Annotated in this window: 14 protein-coding genes; 7 read left to right on the top strand and 7 right to left on the bottom strand. The window is 72.6% G+C overall.

The genetic code is table 11. The annotated features are described in order from the left end of the window. Positions 1–32 precede the first annotated feature (32 nt). Positions 33–1244 (top strand): sensor domain-containing protein, encoded by a 1212-nt coding sequence (locus tag RB608_RS09945; RefSeq protein WP_308087687.1) that lies wholly within the window; start codon positions 33–35, stop codon positions 1242–1244. Beyond that, positions 1199–1849 (top strand): response regulator transcription factor, encoded by a 651-nt coding sequence (locus RB608_RS09940; protein ID WP_308087686.1) that lies wholly within the window; start codon positions 1199–1201, stop codon positions 1847–1849. Before RB608_RS09945 ends, RB608_RS09940 begins: the two co-directional genes overlap by 46 nt. On the opposite strand, the gene RB608_RS09935 is transcribed toward RB608_RS09940, so the two are convergent. The 6 genes from RB608_RS09935 to RB608_RS09910 are packed head-to-tail and all read right to left on the bottom strand — an operon-like array spanning position 1846 to position 8953. Further along, complete coding sequence (locus tag RB608_RS09935) at positions 1846–2796, bottom strand: 3-hydroxyacyl-CoA dehydrogenase (protein WP_308087685.1); 951 nt, start codon at positions 2794–2796, stop codon at positions 1846–1848. The two genes, RB608_RS09940 and RB608_RS09935, sit on opposite strands and share 4 nt — an antisense overlap. Further along, positions 2793–4043 carry an iron-containing alcohol dehydrogenase gene (locus tag RB608_RS09930; RefSeq protein WP_308087684.1) on the bottom strand — a complete coding sequence of 417 codons (1251 nt, stop codon included), beginning with the start codon at positions 4041–4043 and terminating at the stop codon, positions 2793–2795. Before RB608_RS09930 ends, RB608_RS09935 begins: the two co-directional genes overlap by 4 nt. Continuing rightward, the gene (locus tag RB608_RS09925) at positions 4040–5536 is read right to left on the bottom strand and encodes an NAD-dependent succinate-semialdehyde dehydrogenase (protein WP_308087682.1); all 1497 of its coding nucleotides are present in this window, start codon (positions 5534–5536) and stop codon (positions 4040–4042) included. Before RB608_RS09925 ends, RB608_RS09930 begins: the two co-directional genes overlap by 4 nt. A gap of 57 nt (positions 5537–5593) precedes the next feature. Continuing rightward, the gene (locus RB608_RS09920) at positions 5594–6361 is read right to left on the bottom strand and encodes an SDR family oxidoreductase (protein WP_308087681.1); all 768 of its coding nucleotides are present in this window, start codon (positions 6359–6361) and stop codon (positions 5594–5596) included. Beyond that, positions 6358–8010: an NAD(P)/FAD-dependent oxidoreductase gene (locus RB608_RS09915; protein WP_308087680.1), complete on the bottom strand. Its 1653-nt coding sequence runs from the start codon at positions 8008–8010 to the stop codon at positions 6358–6360. Before RB608_RS09915 ends, RB608_RS09920 begins: the two co-directional genes overlap by 4 nt. 31 nt (positions 8011–8041) lie before the next feature. Then, the gene (locus tag RB608_RS09910) at positions 8042–8953 is read right to left on the bottom strand and encodes an alpha/beta hydrolase (RefSeq protein ID WP_308087679.1); all 912 of its coding nucleotides are present in this window, start codon (positions 8951–8953) and stop codon (positions 8042–8044) included. A gap of 247 nt (positions 8954–9200) precedes the next feature. Here RB608_RS09910 and RB608_RS09905 point away from each other — a divergent pair, with 247 nt between their 5' ends. The 4 genes from RB608_RS09905 to RB608_RS09890 all read left to right on the top strand — a co-directional run bounded on the left by RB608_RS09905 (position 9201) and on the right by RB608_RS09890 (position 14720). After that, positions 9201–10334, top strand: a complete 1134-nt coding sequence (locus RB608_RS09905; protein ID WP_308087678.1) for a substrate-binding domain-containing protein — start codon at positions 9201–9203, stop codon at positions 10332–10334. A gap of 89 nt (positions 10335–10423) precedes the next feature. Beyond that, entirely contained in the window at positions 10424–11152 is a 729-nt protein-coding gene (locus RB608_RS09900; RefSeq protein ID WP_308087677.1) for a glucose 1-dehydrogenase, read from the top strand. After that, positions 11149–13704 (top strand): ATP-binding cassette domain-containing protein, encoded by a 2556-nt coding sequence (locus RB608_RS09895; RefSeq protein ID WP_308087676.1) that lies wholly within the window; start codon positions 11149–11151, stop codon positions 13702–13704. The genes RB608_RS09900 and RB608_RS09895 overlap by 4 nt, the downstream gene beginning before the upstream one ends. Before the next feature lie 2 nt (positions 13705–13706). Continuing rightward, positions 13707–14720, top strand: coding sequence for an ABC transporter permease (locus RB608_RS09890; RefSeq protein WP_308087675.1), 1014 nt, complete (start codon positions 13707–13709; stop codon positions 14718–14720). Positions 14721–14722: 2 nt separating this feature from the next. On the opposite strand, the gene RB608_RS09885 is transcribed toward RB608_RS09890, so the two are convergent. Continuing rightward, the gene (locus tag RB608_RS09885; RefSeq protein WP_308087674.1) at positions 14723–16480 is read right to left on the bottom strand and encodes a helix-turn-helix domain-containing protein; all 1758 of its coding nucleotides are present in this window, start codon (positions 16478–16480) and stop codon (positions 14723–14725) included. 159 nt (positions 16481–16639) lie between these two features. Here RB608_RS09885 and RB608_RS09880 point away from each other — a divergent pair, with 159 nt between their 5' ends. After that, a complete protein-coding gene (locus tag RB608_RS09880; RefSeq protein WP_308087673.1) occupies positions 16640–17323 on the top strand; it encodes a GntR family transcriptional regulator in 684 nt (227 codons plus the stop codon). Positions 17324–17347 lie beyond the last annotated feature (24 nt).

Genomic DNA, 17347 nt, shown 5'->3' with positions numbered 1-17347 from the left:
TCCGGACGGGAGGCGTCGGGGAGACTGGTCCGGTGAGCAGCAGTCCCGACGTCCGGCCCGACGACGTCCGTCCCGACGTCCGTCCCGACGACGTCCGGCCCGGTGCGGCGCGCTCCGGTCGCTGGGCGGTGACCGGGTACGCCCTTGTCCAGGTGCTGCTCTTCGTCCCCATCGTGGTGACCTTCGTGCTGGTCGCGGTCAGCTCGGTGCTGGTCGTGGTGTGGGTCGGGATCCTGCTGCTGGCGGGTCTGCTGCCGGCGATGCGTGGGCTGGCCGGGCTGCACCGGTCGATGGCCGGCCGGATCCTCGGCACCTCCCTGCCGGCGCCCTACCTGCCCCTCACCGGTGGCCCCCTCGCCGACCTCCGCACCCGGGCGGCCGACCCGATGACGTGGCGCGACCTGCTCTGGATGCTGTGGGCGATGACCTTCGGCTTCGTGGTCTCGCTGCTCGCGGTCGTGCTCTTCCTGGGCGTGGTGACCCTGCCGATCTGGTGGTACGGCGTCCTGCCGCTGCTCCGCGGACGCGCGACCGTCGACCGCGCGATCCTGACGACCGGCCGCACCGAGCGGCTCGAGCAGCGGGTCGAGGCGCTGACCGCGTCGCGGGCCGTCGTCGTCGACCACTCCGCCGCCGAGCTGCGGCGGATCGAGCGCGACCTCCACGACGGACCCCAGGCCCGGCTGGCCGCGGTCTCCCTCAGCCTGGGTCTGGCCGACGACCTCTTCGAGACCGACCCGGAGGCCGCGCGGCGGCTGATCAACGAGGCCCGCGGCACGTCGTCCACGGCGCTCGGCGAGCTGCGCGACGTGGTGCGGGGCATCCATCCCCCGGTGCTCGCCGACCGCGGCCTGGCCGGCGCGGTGTCGGCGCTGGCCCTCGACATGGTGGTGCCGGTCGAGCTCGCCCTCGACGTACCCGGGCGGCTGCCGGCGCCCGTCGAGTCCGCGGTCTACTTCACCGTCGCCGAGTGCCTCGCCAACACCGCCAAGCACTCCGGCGCGGCCAACTCGTGGGTGAGCCTCCAGCACGACGGGGCGGTCCTGCGCGGCCGGATCGGGGACGACGGCCGCGGCGGCGCCGACCTGCGGAAGGGGACCGGGCTCCCCGGCATCGCCGCCCGTCTGGCAGCCTTCGACGGAACCCTGTCGGTGTCGAGCCCGCCCGGCGGGCCCACCGTCGTCACCTGGGAGGTCCCGTGCAGCCCCTCCGCGTCGTCCTCGCCGAGGACCATGCGCTCCTGAGAGCGGGGCTCACCCAGCTCCTCGAGGCGAAGGGCTTCACGGTCGTCGCCGCGGTCGACAACCTGACCGAGCTCGAGCGGGCACTCGACGACCCGACGGCCGAGGCGGCCGTGGTCGACGTACGGATGCCGCCGACCTTCACCGACGAGGGGCTGCGGGCCGCGATCTCGGTCCGGGCGCGCCGGCCGGGGTTCCCGGTCCTGGTCCTGTCGCAGTACGTCGAGCAGCTCTACGCACGCGAGCTGCTGGCCAGCGGCGAGGGCGCGGTCGGCTACCTCCTCAAGGACCGGGTGTCCGACGTCGCCGAGTTCGTCGACGCGCTGCGCCGGGTGGCCGACGGCGGCACGGTGCTCGACCCGTCGGTGGTGGCGGCGGTGCTCGACCGCCGGCGCGACACCCCGGTCGACCGGCTGACCGAGCGGGAGCGCGAGGTGCTCGCGCTGATGGCGGAGGGGCGGGCGAACGCCGGCATCGCCCAGGCGCTCGTCGTGACCGAGAAGGCCGTCGCCAAGCACATCAACAGCATCTTCGCGAAGCTCGACCTGCCCACCGACACCGACGACCATCGCCGGGTCCGGGCGGTGCTGGAGTGGCTCCGGATCTAGGGCGCGGTCCTAGAGTGGACCGCCGCCGTGACCGCGTCGGCCCGGGCCCGTTCGATGAGCCGCTCGTCACGCCAGGCCACCCGCCGGTCCCAGTCCTCGAGCGGCAGCTCGGCGCGGCGCTGCGCGGCGACCGTGGCGACGAGGTCGGGCGTCCACGGGTCGTGCTGGCCGCGCTCGCGTCCCATCCGCTCGTAGGCGGGCCCCATCTTCTCCGCATGCGCCTCGATGCCGCCCCGCGTGTTCAGGTCGACGGTCTCGAACGGCCCGATCACGCTCCAGCGCCGGCCCAGCCCGAGGGTGACCACCGCATCGAGGTCGGCGACGTCGACCACGCCGTCGCGGACCAGGCAGTAGGCCTCGCGCAGAACCGCGCCCTGCAGCCGGTTGAAGACGAAGCCCTCGACCTCGCGGTGCAGCGCGATCGGGTGCAGCCCGGCAGCGGCGTACAGCTCGGCCGCCGTCCGGGTGACCGACGGATCGGTCACCGTGCTCGGAACCAGCTCGATGACCGGCAGCAGGTACGGCGGGTTGGCCGGGTGGGCCACCAGGATCCGCTCCGCGGCCGGGCTGCCGTCGGCGAGCAGGCCGGCCCGCAGCGCCGAGCTGGAGCTCGCCAGCGGGACGCCCGGGCCGGTGAGCTCGGCCAGCCGGGCGTACAGCGACTGCTTGACGTCGAGGCGCTCGGGAGCGCACTCCTGGACCAGCCGGGCGTCCACGACGGCGGACTCGAGCTCACCCACGAACGAGACCCGGCCGGAGACGGCGCCGGGCTCCTCGTCGAGCAGCCCGCCGTCGTGCAGCCGGGCCAGCCGGTCGTCGAGGTCGGTGGCCGCCCGGCGGCGGGCGTCCGGGTACGGGTCCCAGCACCGGACGGCGTGACCGGCGCGGGCGAACACCACGGCCATGGCGACCCCGATGGAGCCCGCGCCGGCGATGCCGATGGTCATGCCCACCAGCTCCGGTCGCCCGCGATCCCGCGCTCCAGGATCCGTACGACGTCCGCCCGGTCGAGCTCGCGCGGGTTGTTCGCGGTCAGCCTGGTCGCGAGCATCGCCTGGTCGGCGACCTGGGCCACGTGCTCGGGGCGCAGGCCGAGGGCCGCCAGGTCGAGGGGACAGCCGATCGTCGCCAGCAGCGACTCGATGCCCTCGACAGCGGCGTGGGCCGCGGCCTCGGTCGAGCCGCCGGCCGGGGTCACGCCGAGCAGGTCCGCGACCTCCGCGAGCTCCTCGGTCCGGGTCGGCAGGTTGAAGCGCAGCACGTAGGGCAGCAGCGCACCGACTCCCAGGCCGTGGGCGCTGTGGGTGAGGGCGCCGATCGGGGACTGGATCGCGTGCGCGGCCGCAGTCCCTGCGGTGTTGATGGCCAGCCCGGCCGAGAACGCGGCGAGCATGGTGTCCGACCGGGCGCCGAGGTCGGCTGGGTCCGCCGCCAGCCGCGGGAAGGCGTCGCGCACGAGGCGCAGGCCCTGCCGGGCCCAGGTGTCGGCCAGCAGGTTCTTGCCGGCATACAGGTGTGCCTCGAGGTCCGCACTGGTCGGGTTCTTCGCCCGTGCGGTGAAGGCCTCGACCAGGTGGGTGAGCGCGTCGGCCGCCGTCGCGGTGGTGAGCGACGGGGGACAGGTCAGCGTGAACTCGGGGTCGATGACCGTGGCCGACGCCTCGAGCCACGCGCTCGCGATGCCGACCTTCATCCCCCGCCCGTCGTCGTAGACCACCGAGATGCAGGTCGCCTCGGCGCCGGTCCCACCCGTCGTGGGCAGGGTGACGAGGGGCAGGCCCGCGGCAGGCACGACGTTCTCGCCGTAGAGTGCGGCGACATCGCCGCCCTGCGCCAGCAGGATCGCCGCGACCTTCGCGAAGTCGAGGACGCTGCCCCCACCGACGGCCACGACGACGTCGAACTGGTCGCCGTCGTGGGCCCGGGCCACCGCCTCGAGGTTCTGCCGGGGCAGGTCCGGCTCGACCTTCGCGTAGGTCGTCACCTTGGTGCCGGCGTCCTCGACGCCTGCCACCAGCTCCCGGTAGACCGGGTCCGCGGCCATCCGCTCGTCGGTGCAGAACAGGGCGCGGCCGCCGTACGCCGGCAGCAGGCGGGCCAGGTGGTGCCGCTGGCCGGGCCCGAACAGCACGGTGCCCGGCTGCCGGAGCAGGCCCAGCCGCAGGTCGTTGGTGGTCCGGACCGGTGCGCTCATCGCAGACCGTCCCGGGACTCGTCGACCGTGATGGCGAGGTACTTGGGCTCCAGGAACTCGTGGATCCCGTCGGGCCCGCCCTCGCGGCCGAGACCGGAGGCCTTGACGCCGCCGAACGAGGCGACCGGGTCGGCCATGATGCCGCGGTTGATGCCGACCATCCCGAACTCCAGCCGCTCGGCGAGGGAGACCGCACGGTCCAGGTCGCGGGTGAAGAGGTACGCCGCGAGCCCGTAGGTGGTGTCGTTCGCGAAGTCCAGCGCCTCCCGGACGCTGCCCACACGGTAGAGGGCGGCCAGGGGGGCGAAGAGCTCCTCGGTGCACAGCTCGTGGTCGCGGCTGGCGAGCGCCATCACTGTCGGCTCGTAGAAGTAGCCGTCGCCGGGAGCGGGCCGGCCGCCGGTCAGCACGTCGGCGCCGATCCCACGGAACCTGTCGACGAGGTCGACCACCCGGTCCCGCTGGCGGCCGCTGATGATCGGCCCGACCTCGGTGTCCTCGGCGAACCCGTTGCCGACCCGCAGGTCGCGGGCTCCGGTGACGAACTTGTCGGTGAACTCGTCGGCGATCGCCTCGTGCAGGATGATCCGGTTCGCCGCGACACAGGCCTGGCCCGCGTTGCGGAACTTGCAGATCAACGCGTGCTCGACGGCGAGGTCGACGTCGGCGTCGTCCAGCACTAGGAACGGCCCGTCGCCGCCGAGCTCCATCGAGGCGTTCACGATGTGGGGAGCGGCCTGCTGGAGCAGCAGGCTGCCTACCCCGGTGGACCCGGTGAAGCTGATCTTGCGCAGTCGCCGGTCGGCGAGCGCCGTCTCCGACACCGTCGCCGAGCTCGTCGTGTGCAGCAGGTTGACCACACCGGCCGGGAAGCCGGCGTCGACCAGGGTCTGGGTGAACAGCGCGCCGGTGAGCGGGGTCTCCTGCGCCGTCTTCATCACCACGGTGCAGCCGGCGGCGAGGGCGGCGCCGGCCTTGCGGGCCGACATGAGCAACGGGAAGTTCCACGGGGTGATGAGGAGGCAGGGCCCGACCGGCTGGTGGGTGGTGACCACGCGGTAGCCGCCGTGCGAGCCGTGCGCCCAGGTGCCATGGAGGTGGGTGATCTGCTCGGCGTACCAGAGGAAGAAGCTGGCCGACAGGTCGAACTCGGCACGCGACTCGCTCAGCGGCTTTCCGCTCTCGGCCGTCATCACCCGGGCGAACTGCTCCCGGCGCTCCCGCAGCAGGCCGTGGGCGTGGTGGAAGAGGTCCGCCCGGGCGCGGGGGGCCCAGTGCGCCCAGGCCTCCTGGGCGCGCACGGCCGCGTCCATCGCGGCGCACGTCTCGTCGGCGCCGGCGTCGGCCATCCGGGCGATGGTGAGTCCGGTGGCGGGGTCGGTCACCTCGAACGAGGGGCCCGGGTCACTCCAGGCACCGTCGATGTGGAGGCCGGTCGGCACGCCGGCGGCCGCCGTCAGTCCGTGGGGTGCCACGGTCTCGGCAGTGGTCATGAGGATCTGTCCTTCCTGGTGCGGGTCGGCCCGCGGGGTGCGATGGGGTGGAGCGGTTCAGCGGGCGGTGTAGCCGCCGTCGATGGGGAGCGCGACGCCGGTGACCCAGGACGCCTCGTCGGAGGCGAGGTAGAGGACGCCGTACGCCACCTCCTCGGGGCGACCCAGCCGGCGCAGCGACTGGTGGGTCGTGTTGACCTCCTCGTAGGCCGCGATGCCGCCGGGGAAGTCGGCCGCGATGCCCTCGACGAGCGGCGTCAGCACGGTGCTGGGGTGCACGCTGTTCACGCGGATGCCGTAGCGGCCGTACGTCGCCGCGTCCTGCCGGGTCTGCATGGTGACCGCGCCCTTGGCGACGTGGTAGGCGGTGAACTCGTCGTTGCCGCGCAGCCCGTAGATCGAGGAGAAGTTGACGATGCTGCCGCCGCCCTGCTCGATCATGTAGGGCACGGCGTGCTTGGTGCCCCACAGCACGCCCTTGACGTCGATCGCGAACAGCGCGTCCCACTCGGCCTCGGTGAGCTCGTGCGTGGGCTTGTCGGGGCCGATGACGCCGGCGCAGTTGACCAGGATGTCGATCCGGCCGTGCTCGCCGACCACGTCGGCCCAGGTCCGGGCGACCGCCGCCTCGTCACTCACGTCGAGCGGCCGGAACCTCGCCCGGCTTCCCTCGGCGCGGATCGCCGCGGCCACGGCCTCGCCCTCCCGGGCGTCGATGTCGGTCAGCGTCACCGCCGCGCCCTCCCGGGCGAACAGCTCCGCGGTCGCCCGGCCCATGCCCATGGCGGCGCCGGTGACGACGGCGACCTTGTCGGCGACCCTCACGCCGGGACCACCTCAGCGTCCTCGGCGACCACCCTGTCGTTGAGGAAGGACGCGTAGCCCTCCGCCTCCGCCTGGCCGCAGTAGTCCTGGTAGACCTGACCGCCGCCCATGTAGACCTGGAACGCCCGGCCCTTGCCCGGCACGTTGTGGCCGAGGAACCAGGCACCGGCCTTCTCGCCCTCCGAGCACATCACGGTCGCCTCGCCGGCCCGGTTGGTCTCGTCGAGCCACCACTGCTCGGAGGCGGCGGTCGCCTCGATCCGCGGGATGTCGTTCTCCCGGGCCCAGGTCAGCAGCCGCTGCAGCCACTGCGCGCCGAGCTGGATCGGGACCGGCAGGTTGGAGTACGGCGTCTGCGGGCCGAGCGACATGAAGAAGTTCGGGAAGCCGTGGACCGAGATGCCCAGGTTGCTGCGCAGGCCCTCGCGGTCCCACTTGTCTCGCAGGACCAGGCCGTCGCGGCCCACGATGTCGATCGTGGTCAGGGTTCCCGTCATCGCGTCGAAGCCGGTCGCGAACACCAGGACGTCGAGCTCGTACTCGGTGTCGCCGACGACCAGCCCACGCTCGGTGATCGCCGAGATGGGCGTGGACTTCACGTCGACGAGGTGGACATTCTCGCGGTTGAAGGTGTCGTAGTAGTGGTGGCCGGTCGGGACCCGCTTGCCGTTGAAGGAGTAGTCCTTCGGGCACAACAGCTCGGCGTCGGCGGGGTCCTTGACGATCTCGCGGATCTTGGAGCGGATGAACTCCGAGGCGAGCTCGCTCGCCTCGTGGCTGGTGGCCAGGTCGTTGAAGCACTCGTTGGCGAAGTGGAAGCCGCCCTCCTGCCACTTGCTCTCGAACACGGCGAGGCGCTCCTCGGGCGTGGCCTCGAGGGCGCTCTTCTCGGCGTAGTCCATCGCGACGCCGAAGGGGTGGGCGGCAGCCTGCGCGAAGATCTCGTCGTAGTGGTCGCGCACGTGCTGCATCCACTCCGCGCCGACCCTCTCGTTGTTGGTCTCGACCACGTAGTTCGGCGTGCGCTGGAAGACGTAGAACTCCTCGGCCTGCTCCGCGATCACCGGGACCGCCTGGATGCCGGAGGCGCCGAGGCCGATGATGCCGACCCGCTTGCCGCGCAGGTCGACGCCCTCCCGGGGCCAGGCAGCGGTGTGGTGCTTCTCGCCGGCGAAGCTGTCGATGCCCGGGATCGCGGGGTGGATCGGCTGGGAGAGCACGCCCATCCCGCTCACCAGATAGCGCGCGGTCTGCTGGGTCCCGTCCTCGAAGTCGACGACCCAGCGGTTGCCGGCCTCGTCGTAGGCCGCCCGGGAGACGCGCTTGCCGAGTTCGATGTCCTTGCGCAGGTCGAGGCGGTCGGCGATGAAGTTGAGGTAGCCCAGCACCTCCTTGCCACTGGGGTAGCGCTCGGTCCAGGTCCACTCCTCGCGGACCTCCTTGGAGAAGGAGAACGAGTAGTAGTGGAACTCGCTGTCGGTGCGGACGCCCGGGTAGTTGTTGATCCACCAGGTGCCGCCGATGCCGTCGGTCGCCTCGACCACGTGGGTGGCCAGGCCCGCCTCGCGGAGGTGGTGGAGCAGGGCGAGGCCGGAGAAGCCGGCGCCGATGACGAGGGCGTCGTGGTCGACGGTGGGGTCGGTGCTCATTGCTGTGGTCCTTCGGGTTCGGGGTGATGGGTCAGGCGGGGAGGCCGGCGCGGTACCACGCGGCGATCGCGGCGATCTCCTGGTCGGCGCGCTCGGTGCGGCCCGCCAGGAAGGGGAAGACGTGCTGCTGGCCCTCGCCGACGGAGAAGGTCACGTCCACGTCGTGCTTGCGGGCCAGCTCGTCCAGCCGCACGCTGTCGTCGAGCAGGGACTCCAGGGATCCCGCGCAGACGTAGAGGCGCGGGAAGCCGGTGAGATCGGCGTACAGCGGGTTGGCGAGTGGCTCGGTCGGACGACAGGCACCCCCGATGTAGCGGTCGATGTTGGCCTGCAGCCCCTCACGGGTGATGAGGAAGTCGGTGGCGTCGTTGGTGTCGAGGGTGGCGCCGGTGTTCTCCATGTCCAGCCACGGCGACATGGTGATCACCTGGCGGGGCAGCGGCTGGCCGTCCTGGCGAAGCCGGAGCGTGGTGGCGATCGCCAGGTTGGCCCCGGCCGAGTCGCCCACGATGGTCGTCCGCTCCGGGGCGCGGCCCTCGGCCCGCCAGGTCGCCAGGACGGCGAGCGCGTCCTCGATCGCCGCGGGGTGCGGGTGCTCGGGCGCCAGCCGGAAGTCGGCGATGAAGACCGGCGCCGCACAGGCGCGGGCCAGATGACCGCCGAGCTTGCGGTGCGAGGCCGAGGAGCCGAGCGCGAAGCCGCCACCGTGCAGGAGCAGCAGCACCTCGTCGGAGGGCACACCGACCGGCTCGGCCCAGATCCCCGGGACGCCGCCGACGGTGGTGTGCCGGTAGGTGACCCCCTCCGGCTCGGCGGTCGCCCGCTGCCAGTCGTCGAACATGATCCGCAGCAGCTGCAGCGACATGTCGGGGTGGGCCTGCATCTCGTCGGCCCACTGGGCGTAGATCTCGCCGAGGAGGTCCTGCGGCACCGGTTGCGTCATCGCTGACGTCTCCTTCCGAGGGATGGGTGTCCCCTCGACCGGCGGCGCTGAGCGGGGCCGGGAGGGGTGTGGCGGTCGGCCACGTCCTCACCTTGAACGGCCGGATCGGGCGATGCGAGGGCTGTCGCAGATTGCGACAGTCCGGTCGCAGAGTGACGCGGCTCACTGCCCTCCGGACGCCCAAGACTCCCGGTTCAAGGAGGTGCTGTGACCGACGGCACCCACAGACAGGGCGGACTGATCACAGATGCAGGTGAGCAAGAAGGGCGTTCTCGCGCTGGCGGCGACCGCGGCGCTCGCGACCGCGTGCTCGAGCGGCGCGCCGTCGGGGAGCAAGGGCGCGAAGGACGCGGTCGAGGGCCAGGAGGTCGGCATGGTCGGCACCCAGGACCAGATCCAGGACATCGGCCAGTTCTGCGGCGACGACGACATCACCGTCGCCCTCGCCGACGGCTTCGGCGGCAACTCGTGGCGCAAGATCACCCGAGCCGTGTTCGAGGCCGAGGCGGCCAAGTGCGACAACATCACCAAGGTCCTCTACACCGACGCGCAGGGCGATACCCAGAAGGCCATCGCCGACATCAACTCGCTCGTCGCGCAGGACGCGGACGTCATCGTCACGTTCGTCGACGGTGGTGAGGCACTGCTGCCGACGATCAAGAAGGCGACCGCCGCCGGCGTCAAGGTGGTGCCGTACGTCGGGTCGCCCGGCGGCGAGCCGGGCGAGGACTACGTCGACTTCGTGTCCGAGGACATCGCGACGTACGGCGAGAACCTGGCGGCATGGACCATCGAGAAGATGGGCGGCAAGGGCAACCTGGTCATGCTCGGCGGCCTCCCGGGCAACTCCTACTCCCAGGGTGTCTACGACGGCGTCGTCCGGGCGGTCGAGGACCACCCCGACGTCACGCTGCTCAACAGCGACGGCCCGGTGAGCACCGACTGGGAGCCCGGCAAGACCCAGCAGGTCGTCGCCGGCCTGTTGACCAAGTACGACTCGATCGACGGGATCGTGGCCGACTACGGCGGCGGCTCGGTCGGCGGCATCCGGGCCTTCCTCGCGGCGAACCAGCCGCTGCCGGTCTGGTCGGCCAACGACTCCAACGAGTTCGCCTGCCTCTGGTACGAGCACGCCAAGGCCCAGCCGACCTTCCAGGTCGCGACCGAGTCCTCCCGCAACTGGGTGGTCAAGGTCGCGCTGCACAAGGGCCTGGCCGCCCTCAACGGGATCCGCAACGAGGAGCCGTCGACGTACGACCTCGAGATCATCGAGGACTCGACCGACCCCGCCAAGGCGCCGAAGTGCGAGGACTCCCTCCCGCCCGACGCCATCCTCTCCTCCGGCCTGACGGTCGAGGAGCTCCAGGCGCTCTTCGACTAGAGCGACCGACCGACCATCCATCGATCGCCGGTCCGGGCGGCACCTCTGCCATCCGGGCCGGCGGATCCAGTACATCCCAGGAGCACACCATGTCCCGACTCACGGGCAAGGTCGCCATCGTCACCGGCGCGGGACGCGGCATCGGCCGGTCCATCGCCGAGGTCTTCGCCCGCGAGGGCGCGACGGTCATCGCGACCAGCCGCGGCAGCGACGCCGACCAGCTCGGCGGCCGTCCCGGTCTCGAGTACCAGCAGCTCGACGTCGCGAAGGACGACGACTGGCAGCGCGTCGTCGGCGACGTCCTCGACCGCCACGGACGCATCGACGTCCTCGCCAACAACGCCGGCATCATCACCTACCAGCCGGTGCACGAGCTCACGGTCGAGGACTGGGAGCGGGTCGTCGCCATCAACCAGACCGGCACCTGGCTCGGCATGCGCGCGGTTCTCCCGACCATGCTCGGCCAGGGCAGCGGCTCGATCATCAACGTCTCCTCGATCTGGGGATCCGCTGCCGTCGCGGGCGGGCACGCCTACCACGCGACCAAGGGCGCGGTGCGCAACATGTCGAAGAACGCCGCCATCACCTACGCCCAGGACGGCATCCGGGTGAACTCGCTGCACCCCGGCTTCATCAGCACGCCGCTCACCGACGCCCAGGATCCCGAGGTCAACGACTACGTGGTCGGCCAGACGCCGATGGGCCGTGCCGGCAAGCCCGAGGAGATCGCCCAGGGCGCGGTGTTCCTGGCCAGCGACGACTCCAGCTTCATGACGGGCGCGGAGCTCGTCATCGACGGCGGGTACCTGGCCCAGTGAGCACCGCCGGCACGGAGGGGGGCACCGCCCTGACGGTGCAGCAGGAGCCGACCCCGACCCGCCCCGGTACGACGGCAGCCCCGGCCGGGCACGCCCTCGAGCTGCGCGGGATCGGCAAGCGCTTCGGCGCGGTCCGCGCGCTGGCCGACGTCGACCTCGTGGTCGACCGCGGCGAGGTGCACGCGCTGGTGGGCGAGAACGGCGCCGGGAAGTCGACGCTGATGGCGATCGCCTCCGGGGCACTCGCCGCCGACGAGGGGCAGGTCGTCATCCTCTGCGACGAGCTGGGCCACGCCTCGCCGGACCGGGCCCGCGAGCTCGGCCTGGCCATCGTGCGCCAGCACCCGGCGCTGCTCCCGGACCTCACCGTCGCCGAGAACATGGCGGTGGGCGTGGGCTTCCGGGCCGGTGGCGTGCGTGGTGCCGTCGCCTGGAGCCGGGACCAGCTGGCGCCCTGGGGAATGGACATCGATCCCCGGGCGCGCGTCCGGGACCTGCCGATCGAGCAGTGGTTCGTCATCGAGATCGCCAAGGCGCTCGCGCTGCGGCCCAAGGTGCTGGTGCTCGACGAGCCGACCGAGCACCTCAGCCTGGATGAGGTGCGGCTGCTGTTCCGACGGCTGCGCGAGGTGGTCGCCGACGGCACCGCCGTCGTCTACATCTCGCACCGGATCCCCGAGGTCAAGGAGATCGCAGACCGGATCACGGTGCTGCGTGACGGGCGGACACGGGGCGTCCACGACGCTGCGACGGTGTCGGAGGACCAGATCGTCGAGCTGGTCGTGGGCCGCGCCCTGGAGACCGTCTTCCCGCCGAAGGGGTCGGTCGTCGGGTCCGTCGGCACCCGTGAGCAGCTGGTCGTGGACGGGCTGTCCGGGGACCGGTTCCACGACGTCTCGTTCACCGTGCGGGCCGGCGAGGTGGTCGGTCTGGCCGGCGTCCAGGGCAACGGCCAGGCCGAGGTGCTGCGGGCCGTCGCCGGTCTCGAGCCCAGCCGCGGCACGGTGCTCGTCGACGGCCGGGCCGTACGACGTGGCAGCACGGCCTCGGCGCGGCGGGCCGGCGTGGTCCACGTGCCGGCCGACCGGCACGAGGAGGGCGTGTTCCTGTCGCTCTCGGTCGCCGAGAACACGGTCGCCGCGACCCTCGATCAGGTCAGCACGGCCGGCGTCGTACGCACCCGTGCCGTCGCGGCGCGGGCCGAGGAGCAGCGCGCGGCGCTGGGGATCAAGACCCCGTCGGTCGACGCGCCGGTCTCCTCGCTCTCGGGCGGCAACCAGCAGAAGGTGGTGATGGCACGTACCGTGGTCGCCGGCCCGGACGTGCTGCTCGCCGAGGAGCCGACCCAGGGCGTCGACGCCGGGGCGCGCGTCGACATCTACACGATCCTGCGCTCGGTGGCCGACGCCGGCGCCGCGGTCGTGGTGCTGTCGTCGGACGGCGTGGAGCTCGAGGGCCTGTGCGACCGGGTCCTCATCGTCTCGCGGGGCAGCGTGGTCAAGGAGCTCACCGGAGCCGAGGTCACCGAGGAGGCGATCGCGCACGCCGCGCTGACGGCCACCACCGTGCGGGAGCGCGCGGAGGCCGCCGCGCCCCGGCGCTCGGGACGGAGCCGGCTGCTGGCGAGCGACCACGCTCCCGCGGCGGTGCTGGTCGGCGTGATGGTCGTGCTGGGGCTGGTCGTGGGCGCGCAGAACTCGTCGTACTTGTCCTCGTTCAACATCTACAACCTGCTCTTCATGGCTGCCCCGCTGGTGCTGGTCGGAGCCGCGCAGCACCTCGTGGTCCTCACCGGCGGCATCGACCTGTCGGTCGGCCCGCTGATGGGACTGCTCGTCGTGGTCGGGTCGTTCTGGGTCGTCGACGGCGGCAACCCCCTCGTCGGGCTGCTGCTCATGGCGCTGACCGGCCTGGGCATCGGGCTGATCAACGGCTTCCTGGTGGCGGTCCTGGGCGTCGACGCGGTGGTCGCGACCCTCGCGGTGTTCATGGCCCTCCAAGGTCTCTACCTCACCTTGCGCGAGGTGCCCGACGGCATCGTGGCCGAGGGCTTCTCCACCCAGGTGATGGCGCGGTTCGGGCCGCTGCCCGTCGCCATCCTCGGGGCCGCGCTGGTCGCGGTCGGTCTCGAGGTGGCGCTGCGGCGTACCCGGTGGGGCGTCGCGCTGCGCGCGACCGGCTCGCGCCGGGAGGCCGCCGAGAGCATCGGGGTGCGAACGGTCCGGGTCCAGCTCGGTGCATACGTTCTCGCCGGCGCCCTGACCTGTGCCGCCGCGGTGCTGCTGATGGCGCAGATCGGCATCGGCGACGGCCGGCCCGGGGTGGGCTACACGCTGTCGTCGGTCACCGTCGTCGTCCTGGCCGGCGCCAGCGTCTTCGGCGGTCGCGGGTCCTTCCTCGGCGTGCTGGCGGCGGGCCTGCTGGTGCAGCAGCTCCTCTCCGCCTCGCCGTTCCTGCAGCTCCCCCAGGCCTGGAGCTATCTGCTCCCGGGCCTGGTGATCCTCGCCGCGGCCGTCCTCTTCGGTCGCCTCCAGCACGTACGGAAGGCCTGAGCATGGACATCACCTCCCCATCGGTCCGCGATCTGGGTCGTCGCCTCCTCACGGCCGGCCCGAGCACGATCGTCGTCGCCACGGCCCTGCTGTTCCTCGTCTCGCCGTTGGTCGCCTCGGGCAGCCTCGGCTCCGCGCCGCTGCTCAGCATGCTGCCGTTCGCCGCGGTACTGGCGATCGCCGCGGCGGGTCAGACGCTCGTCGTCCAGCAGCGCGGCCTGGACCTGTCCGTGCCCGGGATGATCGCGCTGGGCGCGGTGCTCTGCACCGCCCTTCCGCAGCAGCACGGCTGGCCGCTGGCCTCCGCCGTCGTCGCGGGCGCGCTCGGCCCGGCCGCCGCCGGCCTGGTGACCGGAGTCCTGGTCACCAGGTTCGGGGTGATCCCGCTGATCGCGACCCTCGGCCTGAACGCGGTGCTCCTCGGTGTCGTGTTCGCCGTGGCCGACGGTACGCCGGCCGGTGCGGCGCCGGCGCTCAACCAGTTCGCGCTCGACCGCACCCTCGGCGTACCGAACACGGTGCTGGTCGCGGTGCTGGTCGTCGGCGTCGTCGGCCTGGTGATCGGTCGCTCGACCAGTGGGCGCCGGCTGACCGCGGTGGGCGTGAGCCCCCGCGCTGCCGAGGTGATCGGGGTCCGGGTCGGGCGCTACCGGCTCCTCGCCTATGCGAGCGCCGGCGCCTGCTACGGGGTCGCCGGCGTGCTGCTCGCCGGGTACACCAAGACGCCGCCGCTCTTCCTAGGTGACTCCTACCTGCTGCCGACCGTCGCCGCGGTGGTCCTCGGCGGCACCGCCCTCACCGGCGGGGTGGCCAGCGTCGTGGCGTCCGGCGTCGCCGCCCTGTTCCTCACCCAGCTGGGACAGCTGCTGCGGGCGGTGGGCTGGTCGGACTCGCGCCAGCTGATGGCGCAGGCGGCGGTGCTGCTGCTCGTCGTCCTCGGCCGGGTGCTGGTGCCGATGGCCGTGACGGCCTGGCGCCGGCGCCTCGCCGACCGGGCCGTGGCGCTCGCGACCTGAGGTCAGCCGATGAGGCGGTAGGACTTCATCTTGCGGTAGACCGTGGCCCGGGAGACGCCGAGGATCTCGGCGGCCCGGGCCCGGTTCCCGCCGGCCTCCTGGAGGGCCTGTCGGATGGCGCGGACCTCGACCTGCTCGATGAGGGTCAGGCCGGGGGCGCTCTCGCGCAGTGCAGCCGGCAGGTCTGCGATGCCGACCGGCCCGGTCTTGCCGGACTGGGCGAGGCGGGACACCAACAGCCGCAGCTCGGTGAGGTTCCCGGTCCATTCGTGGCCGCGGAGCAGGTTGAGCGTGTCGGGGCGCAGCACCATGCCGGCGCCGGGCGCGTGCACCCGCGCGAACGAGTTCCACAGCTCGGGCAGGTCGGCGGCGCGTTCGCGCAGGGCCGGGACCCAGACCACCCGCCCCCCGCCGAGACGTACGGCGAGCTCCTCCGCCTCGGCCGGCTCGCTCGCGGACATCGTGACGGCGACCGACGGCGCGGTCTCGGCGTGGGTGAGCAGCGAGCGGAGCCCGGCCAGCGCAGCGCGGTCGAGCGTCTCGGCGCCGTGCACGACCAGGTGGCGCGTCCCGGTGAGGTGCTGGGCGAGACCCGCGAGCCAGGCCTGGGTGCCGACGACATGGCTCTCGGCCGCGTCGACGACGACGTCCGACGGAGCGGCGGGCGTGGCGCTGGTCGAGCTCCACGGCCGTCCGGTGGCTATCGACATCTTGCCGGTGCCGGGCTCGCCGGCGATGACGAGCGGACCGTCCTCGTCGCGGGCCCGGGCGACCTGCTGCAGCACCGCGAGCCACTCCGGGGTGCGGCCGACGAGACCGAGGCTCGGCAGCCCCGCCGGCGCCGTGCGTCCGGCGGTCGAGCGGCCGCTGCGGTGGGGCGTCTCGAGCACCACGGCCACGTGATTGTCGTCGGCGAGGGTGGTCAGCTGCAGCTGCAGGCTCTCCGTGGTCACCCGGGTCGGGAGTCCCTGCGGCGCGCCGGCCTCGCGGCAGGCCTCCTGGATCTCCTGCAGTTGGGCGGGGCTCAGCTTGCTGGCCAGGGCGTTCTGGATCACCAGGCCGTTCTGTCCGACGGCCACGACAGGTTCGGAATAGCGGCGTACGGCCTGGATGAAGCCTTCGAGCACCTGGCGCGACGCGGGGGTCTCCACGTCGAGGATGTGCTGGCGTAGCCGCTCCACGATGGTCTGGAGGAGCGGGCGGATCAGCTCGGTGCCGGGACTGATGTCGGACGACAGGGTCACCGACCCGAGCAACGACCCGGTGATCGGGTGCAACAGCGGCGCGCCGGTGCACACCGCGCGCTGGTAGAAGTCGGCGAAGTGCTCCGCGCCGCGGACCTGGACCAGGCTGCGGGTCGCGAGGGCGGTGCCGACGCCGTTGGTGCCGACCGAGTCCTCGGAGAGCACCGAGCCGCGGAAGGTGCCGACCTTGTCGAAGTGGGCGCTGGCGGTGCGGTCGCCCACCCAGCGCTCCAGGATCCGGCCGTTGGCGTCGGAGAGCAGCAGGCCGAGGCCGGTGCCGTCGAGGGTATCGGCGAACCGCTGCAGCGGACTGCGCATCATCTCGAGCAGGTGGGCGTCGAGGAGCTCCTCGCCGACATGGGGGACGTCGCGCACGTTGGCCGGCACGCCGAGGGCGTCGCGCGAGCGGCGCCACGAGTCGATCAGCGCCGGCGCGGGGACGGCGGACTCGGCGGGCTCGTTCAGCACCGCGTCCTTGGCCGCCGCCAGCGCGTCGGGTGCGGGCAGGTCCGGCACGACCGCCTCCTATCTCGCTGCGTCCAGGCGTCCGGCCTCCGCTTTCGGAGCGGGTGGCGCGGTCCGAGATGGACAGCCGTGACGACAGTCACGATAATCGTCATACCGTCATACGATCAAGACCCGCGCGTGCAGGTCGTCACATTCGGGAGGACAGCGATGATCACGGTCCCGGCCGCACCCGTACGCCAGGAGGTCGTCCGGGCCGTCCGCCAGGACATCGTCCAGCTCGAGCTGCGGCCCGGGCAGCGGTTGGCCGAGCCGATGCTGTGCGAGCGTTACGGCGTGTCCCGCACGGTGGTGCGCGAGGCGCTGCGGCAGCTCGAGTCCGAGGGGCTGATCACCCTGCTGCCCAACCGGGGCGCGATCGTCACGCTGCTCACGCGCTGCGACATCATCGCCCTGTACGAGGTACGCGCCTGCCTCGAGGGCCTGATGGGGGAGTGCTTCGCCGCCCGGGCCACCGCCGAGCAGGCCGGCGGACTGGCCGCCCACCTCCAGCGGATGGACCGCGAGTTCCTGCCCGGCGACCTCGCGGCCCGCGTGGCGCTCAAGGACGAGTTCTACGAGCGGATGCTGACCGGGGCCGAGAACGCTGTGCTCCGCGAGAACCTGGAGCGGCTCCACCTGCGCATCGGCATGTTCCGCCACTTCGCCTTCACCGACGACGAGCGGGTCCGGCTCTCGCTCGACGAGCTGCGCCGCATCGTCGACGCCGCCGCGGTCCGCCGGCACCCGGCTGACGCGCGCGAGGCGTGTGCCGCCCACATCAAGCGCGCCGGCGAGCTGGCGGTGGCTGAGTACGAGACGCGGACTCCCCCGCTCCTCGCCGCGGGCGGCTGAGAGGCGCGGCCACGGGATCGCGAT

It is taken from the genome of Nocardioides sp. LHD-245, assembly GCF_030929495.1.
In the GTDB taxonomy this organism is placed as follows: domain Bacteria; phylum Actinomycetota; class Actinomycetes; order Propionibacteriales; family Nocardioidaceae; genus Nocardioides.
This window is presented reverse-complemented; position numbering and strand designations above follow the sequence as displayed.

Coding starts and splice junctions, on each gene's coding strand:
- RB608_RS09935 (WP_308087685.1), bottom strand. CDS start 2,796: ATGACCATCGGCATCGCCGGCGCGGGCTCCATCGGGGTCGCCATGGCC.
- RB608_RS09930 (WP_308087684.1), bottom strand. CDS start 4,043: ATGAGCGCACCGGTCCGGACCACCAACGACCTGCGGCTGGGCCTGCTC.
- RB608_RS09925 (WP_308087682.1), bottom strand. CDS start 5,536: ATGACCACTGCCGAGACCGTGGCACCCCACGGACTGACGGCGGCCGCC.
- RB608_RS09915 (WP_308087680.1), bottom strand. CDS start 8,010: ATGAGCACCGACCCCACCGTCGACCACGACGCCCTCGTCATCGGCGCC.
- RB608_RS09910 (WP_308087679.1), bottom strand. CDS start 8,953: ATGACGCAACCGGTGCCGCAGGACCTCCTCGGCGAGATCTACGCCCAG.
- RB608_RS09905 (WP_308087678.1), top strand. CDS start 9,201: ATGCAGGTGAGCAAGAAGGGCGTTCTCGCGCTGGCGGCGACCGCGGCG.
- RB608_RS09900 (WP_308087677.1), top strand. CDS start 10,424: ATGTCCCGACTCACGGGCAAGGTCGCCATCGTCACCGGCGCGGGACGC.
- RB608_RS09890 (WP_308087675.1), top strand. CDS start 13,707: ATGGACATCACCTCCCCATCGGTCCGCGATCTGGGTCGTCGCCTCCTC.
- RB608_RS09880 (WP_308087673.1), top strand. CDS start 16,640: ATGATCACGGTCCCGGCCGCACCCGTACGCCAGGAGGTCGTCCGGGCC.